The sequence below is a fragment of the Flavitalea antarctica genome (assembly GCF_054461535.1).
The window spans coordinates 67,035-88,412 of the sequence record NZ_JBTLQG010000018.1; the positions used below are offsets into that span (position 1 = coordinate 67,035).

Sequence of the window (21,378 nt, forward strand, 5' to 3'; positions counted from 1 at the left end):
AGAACCAGCGATCATTGTTCTATTTTAGTATTGCGCGACCTATCACGATACGCTGAACCTCGGAAGTGCCTTCATAAATCTGGGTGATTTTTGCATCACGCATAAGCCTTTCAACATGATATTCTTTTACATAGCCATAGCCGCCATGCACCTGTACAGCCTCTGTAGTAACCCACATGGCAGTTTCAGAAGCGTATACTTTCGCCATTGAACTGCTGAGTGCATAATCAAGATCGTTATCCTTTTCCCAGGCCGAACGTAAACACAACAAACGTGCAGCTTCAATCCGGGTCGCCATATCAGCCAGTTTAAACTGGATAGCCTGGTGATGCATGATCTCTTTACCAAACGCCTTGCGCTCCTTTGAATATTTTACAGCCAGTTCATAAGCACCGGAGGCTATGCCAAGTGCCTGTGCCGCTATACCGATCCTTCCACCCGCCAACGTTTTCATAGCGAAAGAAAAACCGAACCCATCCTCCCCTATCCTGTTTGCTTTGGGCACTTTTACATCATTAAACAATATGCTGTGCGTATCGCTTCCGCGGATGCCTAATTTATTTTCCTTCGCGCCTACGGTAACACCGGGCCAGTTCTTTTCAACGATAAATGCGTTGATACCTTTACTTCCTTTGGCTACATCCGTTTGAGCCATTACCAGGTACACAGAAGCAGAGTTGCCATTGGTTATCCAGTTCTTTACACCGTTTAACAGATAATGATCATCCTTTTCTTCGGCCAGGGTTCGCTGTGATGTAGCGTCGCTGCCGGCTTCAGGTTCACTTAATAAAAACGCGCCGATATAGAGTTCTCCGTCTTTACGGCCCTGGGCAAGAGGGGTGAGATATTGTTGTTTCTGTTCATTGTTACCGTATTTATCGAGACCCCAGCACACAAGTGAATTATTTACGCTCATAGACACACTCACACTCGCGTCTATTTTGCTGACCTCCTCCATGGCCAGTACATAACTCACCGTATCCATTCCAGATCCACCGAATTCCGGATCCACCATCATTCCCATAAATCCCAGTTCTGCAAGTTTCATCACCTGGTCCTTAGGAAATTTCTGTAACTCATCCCGTTCAATAACACCGGGCAAACACTCGGCCTGCGCGAAGTCACGGGCTGCTTTACGGATCATCTTATGTTCTTCGGATAATTCAAATTCCATATCAGGTACTTTTTTTAAGAGGAAGTATCAAATTTAATAGAATTCAGTGCAAATTCATGCTTTTCTTAGCGGAATGTACCTGCGGGTACATATCAGTTGATTATGCCAACTGCTATAAAATCTTATATTTGTCCCCCGATCAGGGATCAGCATACAAGCTTCTATCTGTTCCGTGATCACCAGATTCTTAATTATGCATGTTTATATCCGGGAATGTTGATCCTCCTGAGACAGTTTTGACAGGCATTGCGAACAATTAAATTTTATGAGCAGTCAGCAAAGTTCGATGATACAGGTTTCGTCCGAAATAGGCCGTTTACGAAGATTATTGGTCCATAGTCCCGATAGCGGGTTAGGCAAAGTTGTGCCGTCCAAAGCACAGGATTGGCTCTTTGAGGACATCGTTCATTTGGATACAATAAGAAGAGAAGAGTATGATTTTTACACAAAAATCTTATTGTACTTTCTTGATCCGGAAAAAATCAAAGGAAAGCTCAGGAACATAGACTCACCGGAAAACCGCAGGGACTTTTATAAACCGGGCAACGCGGCTTTTTTTAAATCAGAGAAGGTCATTGAACTGCAGTGGCTCCTTGCTGAGATATTGGAAGACCGTGAGATCCGGCTCAAACTGGTAGCCTCTGTTTGTGCCATTGAAAGTTGTTCTTACCAGGTTGAACAACAGCTTTCATCCTGCCCGCCGGAAGAACTGGCAAAAATTTTTATTTGCGGTTCCATCAGCGACGACAACATGCTGTTTGCACCCATTCCAAACTTCATATTTACCCGGGATATCGGCATTGTGATCAACAAATTTGTATTGCTGAATAAACCAGCCAAGCAGGCCCGCATCAGGGAAGCCCTGTTAATGAAGTATATATTTTTCAATCACCCTTTCTTCAGAGAATACCGCGAGAACATCATTGAATTGCCCGATAGCTTCAATTATTTTTTGTTGCCTGGCAGCGACACCGATGATAAAAAAGTAACGCTTGAAGGTGGCGATGTAATGGTGATAACAAAGGATCATATACTGATTGGCATCAGTGAGCGAACAACCATGGAAGCGGCCCACCAGGCTATTAAGGTATTGTTTGACAAACACGTGGTAAAAAAAATAAGTATAGTGCGCATCCCCAAGAAAAGGGACTACATGCATATCGATACTGTCTTTACCCAGGTAAAGAAAAACGTTTGGGTAATGCTTGGCAATTTTTCAAAAAAAGCAATCAAGCATGAAAATGCTGACGCTGTTAAACGGATCCTTTTAGGAAATAAGAAAGATGACAAGATGCGCATCACCCAATTCCGGAAAAAAGATATTGAGAATCCGAAATATTTCGACAACCTGGAAGACCTGCTGAGAGATATCAGTGAAAATGATCTTGGCTGCACGGAAAAAGTAAAGTTTATCTATTCAGGAAACAACGAATTTCCTTTTGATGCCCGCGAACAATGGACAGATTCATGCAATCTCCTCGCATTGCGGGAAGGTGTTGTGCTCGGTTATGACCGGAACGATAAAACGGTAGAAGCATTCCGGGAAAATGGATTTTCGGTAATCAATGCACCTGAACTGATTGAAGGCCTGGAAAATGGCAGTATTAACGTTAATGACCTGGAAGATACTTTGATCCTTATGCCTTCGGCTGAATTATCCCGCGCACGTGGCGGTTTTCATTGTATGAGCATGCCACTTCTGAGGGACGAAATAAGTTAACAGGAAAATTTATCGCCTGAAAGCAGCACTAAACAACAATACATCCGTTAAGTGATAATTATAACTGATAACCTTACTTAAGCTTTTCTCTTGCAAACAACTTCCACCATACTTATGATCAGGCCGGTCAACTTTGCTTTTAATGCGGAAACGGCCGTGAACAACGCTTTCCAGGTTGCCGGCAAAAACGATGAAGCACAGCAACTGGCCATACTTGAATTTGAAAAATTTGTCGCGCTTTTAGAAGAAGAGGGGGTTGAAGTAACCGTGGTGAATGATAGTCCTTTGCCTTTTACACCGGATTCAATTTTTCCGAACAACTGGGTCTCATTTCATCATGATGGAACTGTTTGCCTCTACCCAATGTTCGCAGCAAACCGGCGCCTCGAAAGAAAACCGGCAGTGTTTGAAAAACTTGCCGGCAGTTTTGAGATCACTGATAAGATCGACCTTTCGGGTTATGAAAATCAAAACAGTTTCCTGGAAGGTACCGGCAGCATGGTGCTGGATCGGGATAACAGGATCGCTTACGCATGCCTCTCACCCCGCACAGACGTGAAGGTATTAGAGAAGTTTTGTTCACTTATGAAATACCGGCCGGTTATCTTTCATGCCACGGATTCATCGGGCCAGGCCATTTATCACACCAACGTTATGATGTGTGTGGGTGAAAAATTTGTGGTGATTGCACTTGATTCAATCAGGGACCAACGCGAAAGGGACCATGTGGTGGAGATGATCCGGCAATCGGGTAAAGAAATAGTCGAAATAACCATGACACAAGTGAATGAATTCGCGGGAAACATGTTAGAGTTGAAAAACAAAAAGAACGAAAACCTGCTTGTCATGTCAACCCGTGCCTATGAATCTTTGACTGCCGGCCAGGTCAACCTGCTTACTCAATGGTGCCGTATCATTCATTCACCTTTAAATACTATCGAAACAAATGGTGGGGGAAGCGCAAGATGCATGATTGCAGAAATTCATTTACCACGCAGATCCTCATCCATGAGCACAAGAGCTTCATCAAAGGAAATTGGCTCATAACCCAACTCAAGTTTTGCCTTTGAGATGTTGAAACCGGTTTTCAGTGGTCGCCTGCCGGGCTGACTGAAACTGGAAGCATCCACTTTTGTCATCAGGGAAGAATCAAGACCGAAATATGCTGCGGTTTTAACTGCCATGTCATAGGGTGTCAGAACATCCTTTCCGGCAATATGAAAAGTGCCTTCCCCGTTTTTCTGTACAATAAGCATGATCCCCTTAACCAGGTCCTTGACATAAGTAGGTGTACGCACCTGGTCAGAAACTACCTTGATGGGCTTTCCTGCCTGTAGGTTTTCTTTTACCCAGCTGATGATATTTGTTCTGGTTCCTGTAAGCGTATTCCCATAAACAAGACAGGTCCGCACGATCGCCCATGGCATATCACAGGTTTCCACGATACTTTCCGCCTGCATTTTGGTGAAGCCATACCAGTTAACCGGGCCCATATCGTCTTCTTCCGCATAATCACCTTTCTCACCGTCGAATACGAAGTCCGTTGAAATATAGATGAGTTTCCTGGCATATTGCTCTGCGTTTATTATGACATGAGAGGTGCCCTGTACGTTTATCCGTTCGCAGAGCTCCTGGTTCACTTCACAGTCATCAACCTGGGTCATAGCAGCCGCATGGATCACCACTTCAGGCGATTCGGCACTAAAGACCTCATGCACGGCAAGTTCCGTCGCGATGTCAATATCATAATATTTATACGCTGATTCAGGAAAAGGCAATCTTGCCGGCCCCCGCCCAATCGCTACCACTGAATATCTTTTTTCAATTAACTCAGCAACCAGGTGTTGCCCGAGGAGCCCGTTTGCCCCGGTAACCAATACTTTCATCCTTTAATTTTAATTTTCGTCGGCCAGACCAGTCTGCCTGCGACCATGGCGGCAGCGGAAGTAAATAAAAACTTTATTGCTGACTTGATATCAGTTTATTATACAACATTACTAAATTTTCGACGCTTCCTCCCAACGCTTGCTTATCAAAACAAAACCTTATTTTTGAGCCTCGTTTAAATTGAAAATGAACAAATACTAAGGATTCTTCCCTCATATTGAAGAATATTTAAATAATAAACTAACTGAGTGTAATTCATGGCAAAAAAGGTTACTAAAATTGGAGTGTTGACATCAGGAGGGGATGCTCCGGGAATGAATGCAGCTATCAGGGCTGTAGTGCGAACAGGGATATATTATGGAATGGAAGTTTTTGGAATTATGCGCGGTTATAGTGGAATGATTGACAACGATATCGTACCAATGCATTCCCGCAGCGTTGCAAATATTATTCAGCGCGGTGGAACCGTTTTGAAGACAGCGAGGTGTAAAGAATTTTTTCAGCCCGAAGGCAGGCAGAAAGCTTATGATAATTTAAAAAAATTGGGCATTGATGGGCTGGTGGTGATTGGCGGAGACGGTTCATTCAAAGGAGCCGACATTTTCAGCCGCGAATTTGATATTCCGTGTATCGGGTTACCTGGAACTATCGACAAAGATATTGCGGGAACAGATTTTACCATAGGGTTTGACACGGCAGTAAACACCGCCGTTGAAGCAATCGATAAGATCCGGGATACAGCTGATGCACATGACCGTTTATTTATCATAGAAGTGATGGGCCGCGATGCAGGCTATATTGCGCTGCACAGCGGCATTGCCACCGGTGCGGAGCATATCTTAATACCGGAACGTAAAACCGATATCGAAGCGTTGGTTTTTTCGTTACAGGAAAAAGAAAGAAGAAAAAAGCTGGTAAATATGGTCGTTGTGGCCGAGGGTGACGAGTTCGGCGGTGGAAACGAGGTGGCAAAGGTTGTGAAAGAGAGAATGCCTGCAGCCGATGTCCGTGTCTGCATCCTGGGTCATATTCAGCGCGGGGGTTCCCCAACCTGCATTGACCGGCTAATCGCGAGCAGGATGGGTTATTCCGCCGTGGAATGCCTTATGGAAAACCGGCATAATGTAATGGTGGGGATACTCAACAACCGGATGCATTTTACTTCCCTCGAAAGAGCGGTAAAATCTAAACAACGCATCAGCGAAGAATGGATCAAGATCGTGAAGATCCTGGCCAGCTGATTAACAGGCTTAAACACTACAACAAACCGATCAATAAGCTGCAACTAAACTAAAATCTGATAAACTATAACTAAACCATGGCAAGAGATCTTTCAAAATACCTGTACGGTGAAATGGATAAAGAGGCTGGAATTCAACACACCTCGCATCGTACAAAAATCGTAGCTACCGTAGGACCGGCATGTGATACATATGAGAAACTGCTGGAACTTGTGAAAGCCGGTGTCAATATCTTCCGCTTGAATTTTTCGCACGGAACGCATGAGGATAAAGCAAAAATCATTGATTTTATACGGCAGATCAACAAAACCGAACCATACAGCATTTCCATACTTGGAGACTTACAGGGCCCGAAATTAAGAGTTGGTGAAATTGGCAATGATGCATTGTTGATCGAACCCGGCGACATCCTCACCTTCACTTCGAAAGAAAAAGTAGTAGGTACGAAAGAGAAGATCTATGTGTCTTATCCAAACCTTCACGAAGACGTGGAAATAGGTAATAAGATCATGATCGATGATGGCAAACTTGAAGTGGTTGTTGTAGACATTACCCCTGAAGGTGAAGTGAAGGTTAAGGTCACCTATGGCGGATTGTTATTACCGAAAAAAGGTGTTAATCTTCCTGATACAAAGATTTCCCTGCCAGCAATGACAGAGAAGGATATCATAGACCTGGCTTTTATTATTGAAAAGAAACTTGATTGGGTTGCACTTTCATTTGTTCGCAAAGCTGAAGATATTGTTGATCTTAAGCGAAGGCTGACTGAAGCAAAAAGCAAAACAAAAGTTATTGCGAAAATCGAGATGCCATCAGCGCTTGTTGATTTGCGTAATATCATTGTTGAGTCTGATGCAGTGATGGTGGCCCGCGGCGATCTCGGCGTTGAGCTTCCCGTAGAAAAGGTACCGGCTGCGCAAAGAGATATCATCAGGAAGTCACTTCACCGTGCAAAACCCGTTATCGTGGCAACGCAGATGATGGAGAGTATGATCGACCGGGTTAAGCCAAACCGGAGTGAGATCACCGATGTTGCCAATGCAGTGCTGGAAGGCGCCGACGCAGTTATGCTTAGCGCAGAGACCGCGACTGGCAAACACCCCGCCCTGGTTGTTGAAACTATGCGCAAGATCATCCTGGAAGTTGAAAGAACTGAATACCGCTATAACCGTGAAGAAGATTTGAAACCTCAACCGCACTCTCCTTCGTTTCTGAGTGATGCTATTTGCTATAACGCGTGTAAGCTATCCAGCGATACCCGTGCTGATGCACTGGTTGGGATGACCCAATCCGGATACACTGCTTTCATGCTGAGCAGTTACAGGCCCAAAGCACCATTGTATATCTTCACAAAAGAAAGAAGCCTGGTAAACCAGTTAAGCCTTAGCTGGGGTGTGCGCGCCTTCTTTTATGATGAAGAGGAGAGCCTTGATGAAATTATTCATGATCAGATCGAGATCCTGAAAGAAAGAGGTTTCGTACAGGCAGGCAGCATCGTGGTTAATACCGGGTCCACCCCGGTTGACCTGCATCTGCCAACCAACGTGATGAAGATTACCAAGGTTGAATAAATAACGTGCTGAAGATTACCAGGGTCGAACAAATAACGCGATGAAGATTACTAAGGTCGAATAAATTTGTAAAGGTTTTGGTATCAGACAAACCGGTCGATTAACTTAAAAACAAAAGCATCCCATAGATAAGGGATGCTTTTATTTTTATGATTTAGCAGCTACCTGCCCGGGTATTATACCTTCACTTGTTTAGGACTATTTAGTGAGCGGGTTTATCGCCCCTCGATGAATCTTTCTTTACTAAAGAATCATTACCGGCGGGAGTTGGAGTGTGTAGCGAACTGTCACTTTGCCTGGCTGCATCAACAGGTGGCTTACTGGGATTATGCTGATCGTCTTCGTGCGCATTTCTATGTGTTGAATCTGCGGATTCAGTTCCTTCCTTAGTTTTATAGTCTTTATCACTTTCAAAGTGACAAGCCGTCAAAAGCAATGTTGAAACAGCCATTGCCAGGATGAGTGGTCTGCTATGCCTGTTGGTTTTTCTCTTCATGATTTATTTTTTAAATGAATGTAAATGCTGTTGACCAAAAGTACTTATTAAGTGCTGAGCCCAAATTCAGTGCCAGTAAGCCCTTCACAGTTCTTTCCGCCTCAGGCACCAAACAAATACAAGCATGGGAATTATATTCTACAATGGTTTTGAAGGGGAAAGTCGGGATCCGTTGATGCTTAAACGCGTTAATGATCGCTTGCTGGATATTTTGAATTCAGGATATCAACGATTCGCTGCAACTCTTCTTCTGAAGAGACGTACACATTGCCGATGTCAAGTATTGCGGGATTTTGATAGGTTACATAGTGTGATGGGTCAGCCGCATCATTCATTTTGATACGACCCGAAGTATGGAACTCACGTGCTCCTGTTTCTTTGATCATCTTTTCAATGTTGCCCGAATTGATCCCAGCCCCCGGCATAATGATGATTCTTTCTTCAGCTTGTTCAATGAGCTGGCGTATGAAAGCGGTTGCATCCGGCGCAGCACTTTTCAGGCCACTGGTAAGTATCCGCTCACATCCGGCATCGATGATCGTTTCAAGTGCAGCAAACGGATCAGGAACTGCATCAAATGCCCGGTTGCAGGTTACTCCCATAGGGTAGGCTTTGTCAACGATGATCTTTAATCTTTCTCCATCAATGGTGCCGTCTTTTTTCTGAACGCCAACGGAGATCCCATCACAGCCTGCCTGTCTGCAAACTTCGATGTCTTTCAACATCATTGCAAATTCATCATCATCGTAGAAATAGCTTCCGGCACGTGGCCTGATGATGGGGTATAATTCTATATTAATTTTGCTGCGCGTTAAATGGATGGCACCATACGATGGAGTTGTGCCACCCTCAATAGGATTATCACACAACTCCGCACGTATTGCACCAACCTTTTCTGCGATTATAGCGGATTGAATATTAAAGGCACAAACTTCCAGGAACATTAACGATATATTTTATTGAGATTTCGATGTTTGAAGGCCACCCGGATGTTGAGAGTCCACCCGGATATTGAATGCCCACCCAACGATCATTTTAATAGACGCTTTTCGCGTTGTACACCTTATCTTCCTTATTGCTTTTTACAGAGTAAGTAAACCCTTTCTGTAATGCATAAGCGCCGTATTGGCCCTTGTTGTTTAAAGCGAGGAATCCAACCTGAACCTCCTTTGCTTTTGCAGGGTTGCGGGCGATGATTCTTTCGACTGCTTTTTTACAGGCCTGTTCCGGTGAGTGACCCTGCCGCATCAATTCAACAACAAGGTGAGAGCCGACTATCCGGATCACTTCCTCTCCCACTCCCGTTGAAGTAGCGGCACCTACTTCGTTATCAACATAAAGCCCGGCACCTATTATTGGCGAATCACCCACTCTTCCTTTCATTTTGAAAGCCATGCCGCTTGTGGTACAGGCGCCGCCCATGTTTCCGTTATTGTCAAGGGCAACCATACCGATGGTATCGTGATTGTCTTTGCCACCGGGCATAGTTGAATCAGATTTTTTATACAACTGGTTTTCGATATTCATCACGGGCTGATATTCAGCGGTCTTGAGCCATTCCTTCCAGGCTTTTTCGGCTTCAGGCGTAAGGAGGTTTTCTTTTTTGAAACCATTGGCAAGTGCAAACTGAAGCGCACCTTCGGCAACCAGGACAATATGTGGTGTTTTATCCATTACGAGCCTTGCGACATTTATCGGGTGCATAATGTGCTCAAGGCACATCACCGATCCGCAATTGTATTTGTCGTCCATGATACAGGCATCCAGGGTAACGCGGCCATCCCGATCAGGCAGTCCTCCATAACCAACAGATTGATTGGTGGGATCTGCTTCAGGTATCATTACGCCTTTCTCAACTGCATCGACGGCGCGTCCCTTATTTCCGAGTGTTTTCCAGGCCTCGGTGTTGGCAGCCTGCCCAAAGTCCCAGGTGGACACAACTATGGGATTGTTTTTAACCGGCGGCAGAATTGCATCCGTCAAGCCGGGGTTAACCATAAGACCTGCGGAACCAATAAATGTATTCCGGATAAATGTTCTTCTCTTCTGCATATAAATTTATAATTCCGTTGATTAAATTAAACTCATCCCTCCTTCAGGTATTTTTTCAAACTGGCTTTCGCTGTTTTTCTGATCCGGTTATGAATAAAAGGAGTCCAGCCGAAAAGTACGCCGGGTGTTCCAAGCGCCTGCCGGCTCCATTTCCAGAGATCGAAATCATCCATATGTTCAACAATTCGCCCTTCATGAAATTTAAAATGTGCCTTCACATCATTGATAACCTGCCGGCCGGTTTTAGAAAAAGTATAAACAGCCACCCAGTTGCACGAACCATATTCATCGCCGGCTTTTACATCCCGGAAATCCAATGAAAAATCCTTCGCGTTGCCACAGAGCATATGCCACATCGCTTTTGCTTTGCGTGCGTCGAGGTTCTCAAAGACCGGATCCCAGAACACTACCTCATCATGATATGATTCTACCATCCTGTCAGCATTGAGTTGACTGAAAGCTGTATAAAAATCTTCGATCAGTTTTTTATGAGCCTGCATAAATTGTAAGATAAGGGTTGATTAACAATCGCTAAATTTAAGCCTCCAAAACTGTTAATGGATAAAATTAAGCTCAAATGGGGAAATATGTTCTTTTTGTAATCTTCACCTGCATTTCGGTCACCGGTTTTAGCCAGGCTTCCCAGGATTCAGCATGGTTTTTTGAGAATTATGAGAAGAAAGAGTTGTATATCCCAATGCGGGATGGAGTGAAGCTGTTTACTTCCGTGCTTATGCCAAAAGATGCTTCGGAAAAACATCCCATTCTTTTTATGCGTACCCCATACTCCTGTGCTCCTTATGGCGAAGATCAACGCACTGCTTACTGGAACACTTATTTCCGTTATTACCTGAGAGAAGGATATATAATAATAAAACAGGATGTGCGCGGCAGGTGGATGAGTGAAGGTGAGTTTGTGGATATCAGACCCTTTAACCCAAATAAAAAAACAAATAAGGACATAGATGAAGCCAGCGACACCTATGATGCTATCGACTGGATCGTGAAAAATATACAAAACAATAACGGCAACGTTGGCGTCATGGGCATCTCTTATCCCGGCTTTTACAGTACCATGGCGGCATTAAGCGGGCACCCGGCACTGAAGGCCGTCAGTCCCCAGGCCCCGGTGACAGAATGGTTTATCGGTGATGACTTCCATCATAACGGGGCATTTTTCCAGATGGATGCATTTCGCTTTTATAAAGGATTCGGACAACCCAGACCAGTACCTACTACGGTGGGACCTCCTGAATATAATTATCCAACACCTGATGCCTATGATTTTTATCTTAGAACAGGTCCTGTAAAAAATCTTACCGCTATTATGGGCGATAGCATCAAATTCTGGAAAGACCTGATGAGTCATCCGGATTATGATACCTTCTGGAAGCAACGTAACCCGATGAACCATGTCTCCGATCTGAAACCAGCCATGCTGATAATCGGGGGATTGTTTGATGCAGAAGACTGTTATGGTGCATGGAACCTGTACAAAGCCATTGAACAAAAGAGTCCATCCGCAGATAACCGTATTGTAATGGGCCCGTGGTATCACGGGCAATGGTCATCTCCTGCCGGTGGGGCTTCCCTGGGTAATATTCAGTTTGGTTCAAATACGAGTGAGTGGTACCAGGATAATATTGAAATCCCGTTCTTCAACCATCATCTCAAAGGCAAAGGAGGCGATCCTAAACTTGCTGAAGCCACCATATTTTTTTCGGGCGAAAACAAGTGGCGCAAATTACCCGCATGGCCGGTTGCGGAGAAACAGGACCTACCCGTTTATCTTGGTGCAAATGGCAAACTCTCTTTCAATAAGCCAGCGGGCAAAAGTTCCTTCACAGAATACATCAGCGATCCGATGAAGCCGGTGCCATATGTTGAACAAACAGGCAGTGAGCGTACCCGTGAGTATATGATCGATGACCAGCGTTTTGCGGCGCGACGTCCCGATGTACTCGTGTTTAAAACTGATATCCTTACTAAAGATATGACCCTTGCCGGCCCAGTGGTTGCTGACCTCTTAACAAGCATCAGCGGGACTGACGCAGACTTTATCGTGAAGCTGATTGATGTTTTTCCGGACACCTTTCAATATAAGCAACCTGTTCCGGATGCATTACCATACCAGGCCGTAATGGGTGGCTACCAGATGTTGGTGAGAGGCGAAGTAATGCGTGGGAAATTCAGGCACAGTTATGAAAAGCCATCAGCCTTTACCCCGGGTAAGATAGAAAGGGTGAAATTCACTTTACCTGATGTTGCCCACACATTTAAAAAAGGACACAGGCTAATGATCCAGGTGCAAAGCAGCTGGTTCCCGCTTGTCGACCGCAACCCCCATAAGTTTATAAATATTTACCAAGCTGGTGAAAGCGATTTTCAAAAAGCAACTATCCGGATATTTCATGACGCATCCAACGCCAGCAACATCATCCTACCGGTAATCCATTAACATACTTTTCAATCATCTGAAACCGGTTCATTGATTAATGTGTCTATCAAACCAATTGAAGTCTGCTTTATTGATTAACATGCTTATCCAATCATCATAAGCCTGCTTCGAGGATTGTAAATCTGAATAAAATGAAATTTAAGTCTATCGTTTTAATGTTTTGTGTCCTCTATGCAGGCACCATTTCCGCGCAGCACAAATACACCGCGCCCACTGATCCCCTGGTGTTAGAAAAACTTGGCCAATGGCAGGATCTGAAGTTCGGATTGTTTATGCACTGGGGAACTTACAGTCAATGGGGAGTTGTTGAAAGCTGGAGCCTTTGTCCTGAGGACGAAGACTGGACCAAACGCAGAGGTCCTTATGCGAACAATTACTTTGAATATGTGCAGGCTTATGAAAAATTGCAGACCACTTTTAATCCCGTGAAATTCGATCCTGCAAAATGGGCCGCGGCAGCGAAGAAAGCCGGAATGAAATACGTTGTATTCACAACAAAACATCATGACGGCTTCAACATGTTCGACACCAAACAAAGTGATTATAAAATCACTGATCCAAAAACACCTTTTTCTTCCAATCCAAAAAGCAATGTGGCAAAAGAAGTGTTTGAAGCTTTTCGTAAAGAAAACTTTCTTGCCGGTGCATATTTTTCAAAACCAGACTGGCATAACAGGGACTATTGGTGGCCATACATGCCTCCAAAAGACCGGAATGTAAATTATGAACCTACCAAATACCCGGAAAGATGGACCGCGTTTAAAGACTTTACTTACAAACAGATTGAAGAACTGATGACAGGTTATGGAAAGATAGATATCCTTTGGCTTGATGGCGGATGGGTGAGGCCGTTATCAACAGTGGATACAACTATCTCCTGGCAAAAAGGTATTAAAACGGACCAGGATATAGATATGAGGAGAATTGCTACAATGGCCAGGAGCCATCAACCCGGCCTGATTGTGGTTGACCGTAGCGTTCCGGGCGAATTTGAAAATTATACCACTCCGGAACAGGAAGTGCCGCACGAGCCCCTGTCCTACCCCTGGGAAACCTGCATGACCATGGGCGATTCATGGAGTTATGTTCCGAATGACAGATACAAATCGGCACATCAGCTTATCCACCTGCTGGTGAAGGTTGTTTCAAGGGGTGGGAACTTTTTGCTGAATATCGGACCAGGGCCCGATGGAGACTGGGATCCGGTGGCTTATGAAAGACTGAATGAGATCGGCGAATGGATGGGTCTTAACAGTGAAGGAATTTATAATAGTAAATCGATTGCGCCTTATTCATCTGGCAATACTTATTTCACCCAAAGCAAAGATGGCAAAAAACGTTACGCATTTTACCTGGTTGAAGACAGTGTAAAAACAGGGAACAACGTTACGATCAAGGGCATTGTGCCATCAAAAGGTGCAACTGTTTCACTTGCGGGATATAAAGGCAAATTGAAGTGGTTGGCCCGGAATGATGAGATCGTTATCACCTTACCGACGAACGACCCGACAATTAAGAATCAGAAACATGCTTATTGTTTCATAATTCAATAGGCAAACTGACCTTGATCAACAGAATTTGGAAACGGTCCGTTGACAGCAATCTCTTACTATTCCTGGTTGACTAAATAAGATGTTCCCTGGTCTCAATGGGCCCGAAAGATGTGTTCGAACCGGTTTGAAGTGTGGTGATTTAATTGCAAAATATTTGATACCAGTTGAACAAATTGAAAGATCTTCCATAAATAGACTTTAAATTTGCGGCATTTCCCGACTAAATCTTAATCAAGCATGAGCATGGTAGACGCTTTCGAAAAGATCCCCGTAAAAATATTTCCGGACCTTGAACAGGGTTCGAAGCATATAGCCGATGAAATGGCGGCCCTTATCAGGGAAAAGCAGGCAACAGGCGAAAAATGTGTACTCGGCCTGGCTACAGGATCCAGCCCGAAATCTGTATATGCTGAACTTGTACGGATGCATAAAGAAGAAGGTCTGAGTTTCAGAAATGTTGTCTCTGTAAACCTGGATGAGTATTATCCGATAGACAACGATGCATTGCAGAGCTATAACCGCTTCATGAAAGTTCATTTGCTTGATCATGTTGATATAGATCCGGCAAATATTCATATCCCGAACGGAGAAATAAAAAAAGAGGAAATCAAGGCCTATTGCATGGCTTATGAAAAAACTATTGAAGATCTCGGGGGTATCGATCTTCAGTTGCTGGGTATCGGTAACAATGGCCATATCGGCTTTAACGAACCCGGTTCAAGCATTTTTTCCAAGACGAGATTGGTCACACTTGATAATGTAACACGCATAGCAAATTCTTATGAGTTTGCAAATATTACACAGGTACCGAGGCTTGCGATTACCATGGGTATCTCAAGCATCATGAAAGCAAAACGTGTTTTGTTGATGGCCTGGGGCCAGGGCAAGGCAGCAGTTGTTCAAAAAGCTGTTGAGGACCAGGTGACAGAGCAGATCCCTGCTTCTTTACTACAACAACACAATGAATGCGTTTTTATTCTTGATGAAGCTTCTGCGTCTGAGCTTACCCGTTATAAGTCCCCATGGCTGACGGGTGAGTTGGACTGGACGCCAAAAATGATCCGTAAGGCGGTGATAGGTTTGTCTCTCAAAACCGGCAAACCTTTGTTAAGCCTCACTAATAATGATTACCGTGATTCGGGCCTGAGCGACCTCCTCGTTGAGGAAGGAGATGCTTACCAGCTGAATCTGCAGGTATATTATATGATGCGTGATACTATAACCGGTTGGCCAGGTGGTAAGCCAAATGTTTTGCTGCCTAATCACCCGGAAAGGTCACAGCCTTATCCAAAAAGGGTGATCATATTTTCACCGCATCCCGACGATGATATTATTTCGATGGGTGGTACATTCCAGCGCCTGCACGACCAGGGTCATGATGTGCATGTTGCTTACCAGACCTCGGGAAATATCGCGGTAACTGATGAGTTTGTTACAAGGTTCATGGATTTCGCAGTGGGATTTGAAGACATGTTTGGGATGGAAAGCAAAAAATCCCAGGAAATCTTAAATACCGCCAGGGCATACCTGATGGGGAAAAAGTCTAACCAGGTCGATACCCCTGAGATCAGGGCCATCAAGGGCCTTATCAGGCGGTGCGAAGCGAAAGCAACCTGTCGTTACGTCGGCATCAGCGATGATAACTATCATTTCATGAACCTCCCGTTTTATGAGACGGGTACGATTGAGAAAAAGCCTATGGGAGAAGAAGATGTGGTGCTCACCATCGAATTACTCAGGAAGCTGAAGCCGCAGCAGGTGTTTTGTGCCGGTGACCTCGCGGACCCGCATGGTACACATAAAGTTTGCCTGGATATTGTGTTCGAGGCGTTGAGAAGGATAAAAACCTCAGGCGATCCGGCCGACTCATGGGTGGAGGAATGCTGGATGTGGTTGTACAAGGGAGCATGGCAGGAATGGGATATCAGTGAGATCGAGATGGCGATCCCGATGAGCCCTGACCAGGTGATGAAAAAACGTTTTGGAATATTTATTCATCAGTCGCAGAAAGATATGGTTCCCTTCCAGGGTTCCGATACCCGGGAGTTCTGGCAGCGTGCCGAAGACCGGAATGCGGCTACTGCGGAGCTGTATGCCAAGCTCGGATTGACAAAATACGCTGCTGTTGAGGCTTTTGTGCGGTGGCATTACTAGTCGTGGAAGATGGGCAACGTGTGTTCGAAATAATTCGAAATCTATAATTTAGCTTGGGAGTTATTCCGATTTGCCTTATTTTTGCCGTCCAATTAAAATCACCCTGGCTGCGTAGCTCAACTGAATAGAGCATGCCGTACGTACGGCAAGGTTTCAGGTTTGACGCAAAACAGTAATTGGTTTTTATTTCGGCTGCGTAGCTCAACTGAATAGAGCATCTGACTACGGATCAGAAGGTTTCAGGTTTGAATCCTGACGCGGTCACGCTTTAAGAAGTCTCATCGAAAGATGGGGCTTTTTTTTTGCGCGTAGCTCAACTGAATAGAGCATGCCGTACGTACGGCAAGGTTTCAGGTTTGAACCCTGACGCGGTCACAACTACAGATATCAAATGATATCAGATCCCAGCAAAACACTTGATTTTGCTGGGTTTTTTGTTTTTCGGCGTGTCAATTTGTATCAAATCTTATCATAATTCTGGTGAGTAAATCGGGAGTTATCAAGATTCGATAAAAAATGACTCCCGAATTTCAACCAATCGCGCTTCCAGCCTGCATTACAAAAGACCCAGTTGTGAAAATCTGTGAATTCCAGAAGCGATTTTCATGGACATTCAGGAACATGTATTCACCGAGCATTTTTTAAATTAAACAAATGAACGATGAACAAGAAACACAGCTTTGCAGTATTATCTTTTTTGCGGAAACAAGGGTTGACGGACTCCGGGAATTCGACAGTCTATATCCGCATCACTGCCGATGGTTCGCGCACGGAGGTCTCTACCAAAATCGCGGTTTCCCAATCAAAATGGGATCCGAATAAGGGGCGGGTAAGAGGAACAAGTGATGAGTCCAAACGGCTTAATGGTGGCATCGTCAACTTCGAGCACCGGATTCGAGAAATTTATAATCGTTTTATCGAACAAGGCAAAATTATCACGGCCGACTCCATAAAAAACGAGTTACTTGGCTTTGATCACAAAAAACGCTTGCTTTTGCAACAATTTGAACTGGCCGTAGATGACATGGAGGCAAGGCAGACCGCCGGCTATGCTAAGGGTACTGTTAAGAACTGGAAGGTTACCAAAGGCCATCTAAAAGAGTTCCTCAATGATCACATCCGAGTAAAAGACATCGCCTTTCACCAGCTTGACCTAAATTTCATTGTAGAATTTGAAAGATTTGCAAGAACTAGGTGGTCATGTGGTAACAATGCAGCCTTAAAACATATCGAGCGCATTCACAAAGTGGTCAAAATGGCGATAGTCAATAACTGGCTGATTAAAGACCCCTTCCTGGGCTTCAAAGGAAAACAAGAAAAATCTCATAGAACTTTCCTGACAAATGAAGAGCTATCTGCGATCCAAACCAAAACGCTACATGTTGAACGCCTTGAACGGATAAGAGACATATTTGTTTTTTGTTGCTACACTGGAATGGCACATGTTGATGTTGCAAACTTGACAGTTGGAAACATTGTTGTTGGCATCGATGGCAAAAAGTGGATTTATACTTTTCGTCAGAAAACAAATACTAAGTGTAATGTTCCGTTGTTGCCAGTAGCACTGGAAATTTTGGAAAAATATCGGCCAGAGAATGCAATGGCTGACTCGAGCGTGCTCCCGGTTATTACAAACATCAAGACAAACGCCTATTTGAAAGAGATAGCTGTAATATGCGGCATAAGTAAGAATCTCACATTTCACATGGCCCGGCATACTTTCGCCACAACCATCACTTTAACAAATGGGGTACCACTAGAAACAGTGAGCAGAATGCTAGGTCATACTAAAATCACGACGACGCAAATATATGCCAAGGTTTTGGAAAGCAAGGTCAGTAAAGACATGAATCAGCTAGAGGAAAAACTTTTGGAACGGGGTAATTAATGTCTAGAAATCGCATCTTTCTTTTTAGCGGCTGGACGAGAGACACGTTTAGGTATTACATTACACAGTCTCCAGCGTTCCCAGTCCATCGTTCAACTTACTGGTTCAGCCGGAGTCAGACATTGTTATCAACCGGACGTTATCAATTACGTACTTACAAAGACTCACCGAATCTCTCACCAGTGGTTTGATGTTTTTTGCAACAAAACGCATAAGATGAAAATGAAAAGATCGTGTAAAAAATTTGATATTATTGATTATAATAAGTTTTGACAGTTGCTATTGTCGGGAAGACAAGATTCGAACTTGCCCTGTAATTATTTGTATCTCAATTATTTACAAGAGCATTTTCTTACGACTCACCGAATGACTCACTGATAAAATTGTATGAAGACTTAAGTGTCAAATTTAATCAAATCACTTCAAATCCTAGCTATTATTTCACACTATTGTATGCTCTATTATAGGTTGTCTCAGTTTCCAATCCTTAGGCATTATTGATTTCTAATCCGGCTCTTTGAAACAAAACAACTCCTCATTACCCAAAGAAATGAGGGCATTAATTAACCAAGAGAATTTAGTGTCCGGCTAAACGGAGCCACCTCATTAAAGCCTTATTATGACTAACAGTCGCTATACAATTTGCCGAAACTAAAAAAAGACAACCGCATTGACGAATCAGTTATACTAATCAATAAAAAGTGGCACAATAAATAGATTAGCCGCGCAATCTGCAATTCCAGTGTATTGAGTGACGTTTATACAAAGTCAGGCTTCGAGAAAGTGATTGAGGCGTCTGGGTACTAATTGAGATAATAACTGTTGATACTACTGCTGTTAAACAACTAATGTCAGCTTCCTCCATAAAAGGGAGGAATTCAATTTTGCGGTTATCTCTAAAACATCCGGCCGAAGTTCATAATAATATTAATTCTCTATTTGCAGAACTCCACAGTTTCGCAGTTTCTTATCACAATCTTGCAAATAACATTTAACGTATTGCATGTTATAAAAATATATCACCATTCCAGGGAAATTCTGGTCCGCGAAAAATTGTTAGTTGTAGCAAAGTAATGATTAATATGAGAATGAGCCCACTTAAAAATAGTAAATGATTTCTTACAAGCAAGGTTTTGCGGATAAACTTCCACCATACCACAAATAAGGCTACATTTATTAGTACTAACACCACCAGCGACTTTATGTCACCTAATCCGTTTCCAAATGTAAGATCACCATATATACTCAAATAAATAATTGCCAACATGATGACAACATATCCAGCATATGTTATTGTTAAAATTTTTCTCATATGTTTAATTGATTTGCTCATTAACGAAGATTATTTTTTATCGAACCTTCCGCTCATACGTCGTATTGCTTGAATTAACGACTCTGGATGATGTACGTCAAAGCTGTGAGCTCCGTAACTATCGACAACAGTACTTTCTTTTGTTCGGTATTCGCCATGCCCAGAGCTAACATCATAATACTCCTTCTTTATGTACCAAAAATCAACATCAATTTCAATATTGGTGGTTATATCTGAATTTGTGTAATTATCTTCTCCTGCCAAGCCGCCTGAAACTGCATCTAATCTATTCCACAAAGCAATATGTTGATTAATGTCCTTTTCATGAGATCCAGGATTTTCAGAATCACCACTCTTATTATAGGCTGGAGTAGCTATTGTTATTAGATTGACTTTTTCACCCGTGAGTTGTCGAATCATTTCCGACGCTTGAATGGCCACATTTCCTCCATGGCTATGACCAACTAAAGTGATTGACTCACCCTTCTTTCGATTAGCCATTACATAGTCAGCAAGTTGCTGCGCTGCGACTCTCCTCATTTTCAGCCATGCTGCTAATGTTACCGTTATACAGTGGCCGGTATTGCTGGGCCGGGTAATAACCCATTGGTTCGGGGAACTTGATTTGACTAAAGCTAAGTATTAACCTCTATAGTAGGTCTTAACTTATTAAGATACTTTTAAAAGATTTTATCACAAACCACAATCTTCTTACCAAAAACCTTATCTATGATTCTTTCAAAAATTAATTTCCGAATTCGTTATTGGTCCATGCTGATGCTGGTCGTTTCCTGCGTGGTGTCTTGTAAAAAAGACGATTTGCAATTAAATGCCCCCTCAGCCAAATCAGACCATGAAAAAGCGATTTTAGCCGCTGGTCAATTTTTCGATACTTATGGAAAGCGCATCTCGTTAATTTCAAATGCAAAAGGAACGTCCGGCATCTGTGACGCCGATGGAAATTTGTTGTTACCATCTATTTCTAACGTAACCACAATGAGTTCCGATATAATAACAAACGGAATAACATCCTGCACAGATGCAAACGGTGATCCGATATACACCTTTGATGATGTAACGTTCAGCGGTAGTTCCAGTTTTTTGTGTGGGATTAATAATGGCTACAAGTTGCAAGTTACCTTCATGATAACAACTGAACTGCCATTGGTATCAACATCCACCAGAGGGCAGTTGCGCTTAAGGAACAGTGCAAACTCTGTAATATATTCTAACACGAACATTACCCCTGTCAGCGTCGTGGCGACTAGTCAAATAAATGCAAGCTTTCCTAATAGCACGGTATATTCGGTAACCTATGAAAGTGGTTATATTTCCCAGTCAACATATCAAAGTGCTGTCTCTGTGGAAAACAATTGTATACTTAGAACGACATGCTCAGACCCTTTGAATGTGGCAACACAGTACCTTGCTTCTTATACCTTATACATCGGCGGAATAAGTTCTGCGCCATGTTCGCGCATTGATGAAATATATTTTAATCCTCCGATGTCACCAATGCCAGCCTCCTTATCAGGCTGCAATGGCGGCGGGCAGTGCACAGGTATTTCGGGCTACTCTTTACCAAACCAACATGAAGTGGAATTCCAGGCAGTTGGCGGTACTGCTGTTTCTGAAATTGTCGTAATTGACAATTTCGAAGTTAAAAATGTCTATGCAGGTACAGAACCGGATAACGCTTTCAGCATTTATGTAAAAGCTGGAAGCTATAAGATGCGATACCGTAACAAGATGGTCTCTGGAACGACTTGCGTTGGCCCATGGTCTGCATTTGGACCTACAATAACTTTTTAGTACTTTGACTGAGATGAGTAATCCCTAAATAACTGCAACCATGTGCCTTAAATAGTAAGG

At 43.4% G+C, this 21,378-nt stretch carries 17 protein-coding genes and 1 tRNA gene; 10 read left to right on the forward strand and 8 right to left on the reverse strand.

The features are described from left to right. Window positions 1–19: 19 nt before the first annotated feature. Window positions 20–1,174 carry an acyl-CoA dehydrogenase gene (locus ACX0G7_RS16370; protein WP_458924582.1) on the reverse strand — a complete coding sequence of 385 codons (1,155 nt, stop codon included), beginning with the start codon at window positions 1,172–1,174 and terminating at the stop codon, window positions 20–22. A gap of 265 nt (window positions 1,175–1,439) precedes the next feature. On the opposite strand from ACX0G7_RS16370, the gene ACX0G7_RS16375 reads away from it, so the two are divergent. Then, complete coding sequence (locus ACX0G7_RS16375) at window positions 1,440–2,894, forward strand: arginine deiminase family protein (protein ID WP_458924583.1); 1,455 nt, start codon at window positions 1,440–1,442, stop codon at window positions 2,892–2,894. A gap of 90 nt (window positions 2,895–2,984) precedes the next feature. Further along, a complete protein-coding gene (gene ctlX, locus ACX0G7_RS16380; RefSeq protein ID WP_458924584.1) occupies window positions 2,985–3,941 on the forward strand; it encodes a citrulline utilization hydrolase CtlX in 957 nt (318 codons plus the stop codon). On the opposite strand, the gene ACX0G7_RS16385 is transcribed toward ctlX, so the two are convergent. Beyond that, window positions 3,878–4,780: an SDR family oxidoreductase gene (locus ACX0G7_RS16385; protein WP_458924585.1), complete on the reverse strand. Its 903-nt coding sequence runs from the start codon at window positions 4,778–4,780 to the stop codon at window positions 3,878–3,880. The genes ctlX and ACX0G7_RS16385 overlap by 64 nt on opposite strands. Window positions 4,781–5,038: 258 nt before the next feature. Between ACX0G7_RS16385 and pfkA the strand changes: the two genes are divergently transcribed. Beyond that, window positions 5,039–6,022: a 6-phosphofructokinase gene (gene pfkA, locus ACX0G7_RS16390; protein ID WP_458924586.1), complete on the forward strand. Its 984-nt coding sequence runs from the start codon at window positions 5,039–5,041 to the stop codon at window positions 6,020–6,022. A 77-nt stretch (window positions 6,023–6,099) separates the two neighbouring features. After that, window positions 6,100–7,593, forward strand: coding sequence for a pyruvate kinase (gene pyk, locus ACX0G7_RS16395; RefSeq protein WP_458924587.1), 1,494 nt, complete (start codon window positions 6,100–6,102; stop codon window positions 7,591–7,593). A gap of 202 nt (window positions 7,594–7,795) precedes the next feature. On the opposite strand, the gene ACX0G7_RS16400 is transcribed toward pyk, so the two are convergent. From ACX0G7_RS16400 to ACX0G7_RS16415, 4 genes are all read right to left on the reverse strand, one after another. Continuing rightward, window positions 7,796–8,089 carry a hypothetical protein gene (locus tag ACX0G7_RS16400; RefSeq protein ID WP_458924588.1) on the reverse strand — a complete coding sequence of 98 codons (294 nt, stop codon included), beginning with the start codon at window positions 8,087–8,089 and terminating at the stop codon, window positions 7,796–7,798. Window positions 8,090–8,277: 188 nt separating this feature from the next. After that, complete coding sequence (locus ACX0G7_RS16405) at window positions 8,278–9,033, reverse strand: copper homeostasis protein CutC (RefSeq protein WP_458924589.1); 756 nt, start codon at window positions 9,031–9,033, stop codon at window positions 8,278–8,280. A gap of 91 nt (window positions 9,034–9,124) precedes the next feature. Further along, window positions 9,125–10,141, reverse strand: coding sequence for a N(4)-(beta-N-acetylglucosaminyl)-L-asparaginase (locus ACX0G7_RS16410; RefSeq protein WP_458924590.1), 1,017 nt, complete (start codon window positions 10,139–10,141; stop codon window positions 9,125–9,127). 32 nt (window positions 10,142–10,173) lie between these two features. Continuing rightward, on the reverse strand, window positions 10,174–10,641 hold the full coding sequence (locus tag ACX0G7_RS16415; RefSeq protein WP_458924591.1) for a nuclear transport factor 2 family protein: 468 nt from the start codon (window positions 10,639–10,641) through the stop codon (window positions 10,174–10,176). Between the two features lie 77 nt (window positions 10,642–10,718). Between ACX0G7_RS16415 and ACX0G7_RS16420 the strand changes: the two genes are divergently transcribed. The 5 genes from ACX0G7_RS16420 (at window position 10,719) to ACX0G7_RS16440 (ending at window position 18,194) form a co-directional block, all read left to right on the forward strand. Then, the gene (locus ACX0G7_RS16420) at window positions 10,719–12,599 is read left to right on the forward strand and encodes a CocE/NonD family hydrolase (RefSeq protein WP_458924592.1); all 1,881 of its coding nucleotides are present in this window, start codon (window positions 10,719–10,721) and stop codon (window positions 12,597–12,599) included. 131 nt (window positions 12,600–12,730) lie between these two features. Continuing rightward, entirely contained in the window at window positions 12,731–14,152 is a 1,422-nt protein-coding gene (locus ACX0G7_RS16425; protein ID WP_458924593.1) for an alpha-L-fucosidase, read from the forward strand. Window positions 14,153–14,389: 237 nt separating this feature from the next. Beyond that, the gene (nagB, locus tag ACX0G7_RS16430; protein ID WP_458924594.1) at window positions 14,390–16,306 is read left to right on the forward strand and encodes a glucosamine-6-phosphate deaminase; all 1,917 of its coding nucleotides are present in this window, start codon (window positions 14,390–14,392) and stop codon (window positions 16,304–16,306) included. A 190-nt stretch (window positions 16,307–16,496) separates the two neighbouring features. Then, window positions 16,497–16,570: transfer RNA gene (locus ACX0G7_RS16435), tRNA-Arg, on the forward strand. A 397-nt stretch (window positions 16,571–16,967) separates the two neighbouring features. After that, complete coding sequence (locus ACX0G7_RS16440) at window positions 16,968–18,194, forward strand: site-specific integrase (protein WP_458924595.1); 1,227 nt, start codon at window positions 16,968–16,970, stop codon at window positions 18,192–18,194. Window positions 18,195–19,200: 1,006 nt separating this feature from the next. On the opposite strand, the gene ACX0G7_RS16445 is transcribed toward ACX0G7_RS16440, so the two are convergent. Further along, on the reverse strand, window positions 19,201–19,506 hold the full coding sequence (locus ACX0G7_RS16445; RefSeq protein ID WP_458924596.1) for a hypothetical protein: 306 nt from the start codon (window positions 19,504–19,506) through the stop codon (window positions 19,201–19,203). Between the two features lie 30 nt (window positions 19,507–19,536). Next, window positions 19,537–20,106 (reverse strand): lipase family protein, encoded by a 570-nt coding sequence (locus tag ACX0G7_RS16450; protein WP_458924616.1) that lies wholly within the window; start codon window positions 20,104–20,106, stop codon window positions 19,537–19,539. Window positions 20,107–20,235: 129 nt separating this feature from the next. On the opposite strand from ACX0G7_RS16450, the gene ACX0G7_RS16455 reads away from it, so the two are divergent. Next, window positions 20,236–21,318, forward strand: coding sequence for a hypothetical protein (locus tag ACX0G7_RS16455; protein ID WP_458924597.1), 1,083 nt, complete (start codon window positions 20,236–20,238; stop codon window positions 21,316–21,318). The last annotated feature ends 60 nt before the right edge of the window (window positions 21,319–21,378 follow it).